We start from the raw sequence: 1,291 nt of genomic DNA, 5'->3' as shown, positions 1-1,291 counted from the left end.
CTACATTTCACGTAAAGCCAGATGCAGTAAGGGCTGATGGCTATTTTTAATTATAGTAAACGAAATAAATAATTGATTATTGGAGAGTAATCTGTCTAGCAGCTGCTAAACCAGCTAAAGCTACAAAGTGAGCTTAACTTTTCGCTGCCATACTTAAAAGTAGCAAAGTAACTAAAAAGACTGTATGCAAGATCATCAAGAGATTTAAAGTAGCGATTATGTGTTACCTCCCTACGTGCTTTCCTCCAACACTGCTCAATGGGGTTAAGGTCAGGGCTGTATGGCGGTAGCCTGATTAGTTCAATCTTCTGTCTAATATCTGCATACTCAGGAAGTTCTTCCTCCACAATAAGCCTATAAGCCTTTTTATGCCAAGGAGCGTTATCCAGTACCAATGCAATCTTAGTGTTGAATGGTATGTTTACAACTGACATGAACTCTCTTAAAGACTGGATTACAGTCTCAAAGTTAAACCAAGTTGGTTTAGTAACTATGAGCTTTCCTGATTCAGGAAAAACGTAACCAGATATGGCAACTGATTTCCTGCTGGGAGCAGATGCAATTTGAGGTTTGCTTCCCTTAGTGGCCCAAAGTCTTACCACAGTGGTTGTTTGATGAAAGTGGGCCTCATCTTGAAAAACGAGGATCTTATTTGGATCGTTGCTAACCTCTAAAATTTTTTTTAAAGAGCTCGCGTTCTTTCATCAGCTCCTCCTGATTTTCCTTACCTTTGGAAGGCAGCGTTTGTGGCCTTATTAAAGAGAGACCAAGCTTCTTTTTGAGAATGTTTTGGCATTGCCTTACACCGAGAGAAACATTAAATTCTCTTTCAATAAAGGCAGAAACAGCCTTGCCATCCCATACATTAAAGCCATATTGTTCAGGAGGTGCAAGTACAGCTTCTCGAATCACAGAGTACTGTTCATCCGTAAGCCTGCTTTTACGTCCTGGTGGGGATGATAGTGCTAGTGACTCAAATCCATAAATATCGGCTCTTTTAATCCAGTTGTTTATAGTGCCTACACTTTCACCGCTGCTAAGGGATAACTCCTTTTTGGATATGCCCCCTAAAGCCATGTTGACAATTGCGGCACGGTATCCAATCTTTATATCTTTTGAAGATTGAATGAACTTAATACCAGCTGCTCTTAAGGAATCCTTATCATTGACAAATTTCCTAACTTTCATACAGTGACCCGCCAGATATAACCGATGTAACCAAAGCCTATAGTTATATTTTACGGATTACCGATGGTAATGTCACTTAATAATCAATTATTTATTTCGTTTG

2 protein-coding genes are annotated in these 1,291 nt (G+C 39.3%); both read right to left on the bottom strand.

The features are described 5' to 3' along the window. Positions 1-95: 95 nt before the first annotated feature. On the bottom strand, positions 96-677 hold the full coding sequence (locus tag H524_RS0111935; protein ID WP_156907613.1) for an IS630 family transposase: 582 nt from the start codon (positions 675-677) through the stop codon (positions 96-98). Then, positions 664-1,188: a helix-turn-helix domain-containing protein gene (locus H524_RS0111930; RefSeq protein ID WP_027940349.1), complete on the bottom strand. Its 525-nt coding sequence runs from the start codon at positions 1,186-1,188 to the stop codon at positions 664-666. The genes H524_RS0111935 and H524_RS0111930 overlap by 14 nt, the downstream gene beginning before the upstream one ends. Positions 1,189-1,291 lie beyond the last annotated feature (103 nt).

Origin of the sequence: Anaerobiospirillum succiniciproducens DSM 6400 (assembly GCF_000482845.1) — a bacterium.
GTDB classification, from domain to species: Bacteria; Pseudomonadota; Gammaproteobacteria; order Enterobacterales; family Succinivibrionaceae; genus Anaerobiospirillum; species Anaerobiospirillum succiniciproducens.
The sequence above is the reverse complement of the archived record's forward strand: the minus strand, read 5'-3'. Positions and strand labels throughout refer to the sequence as shown.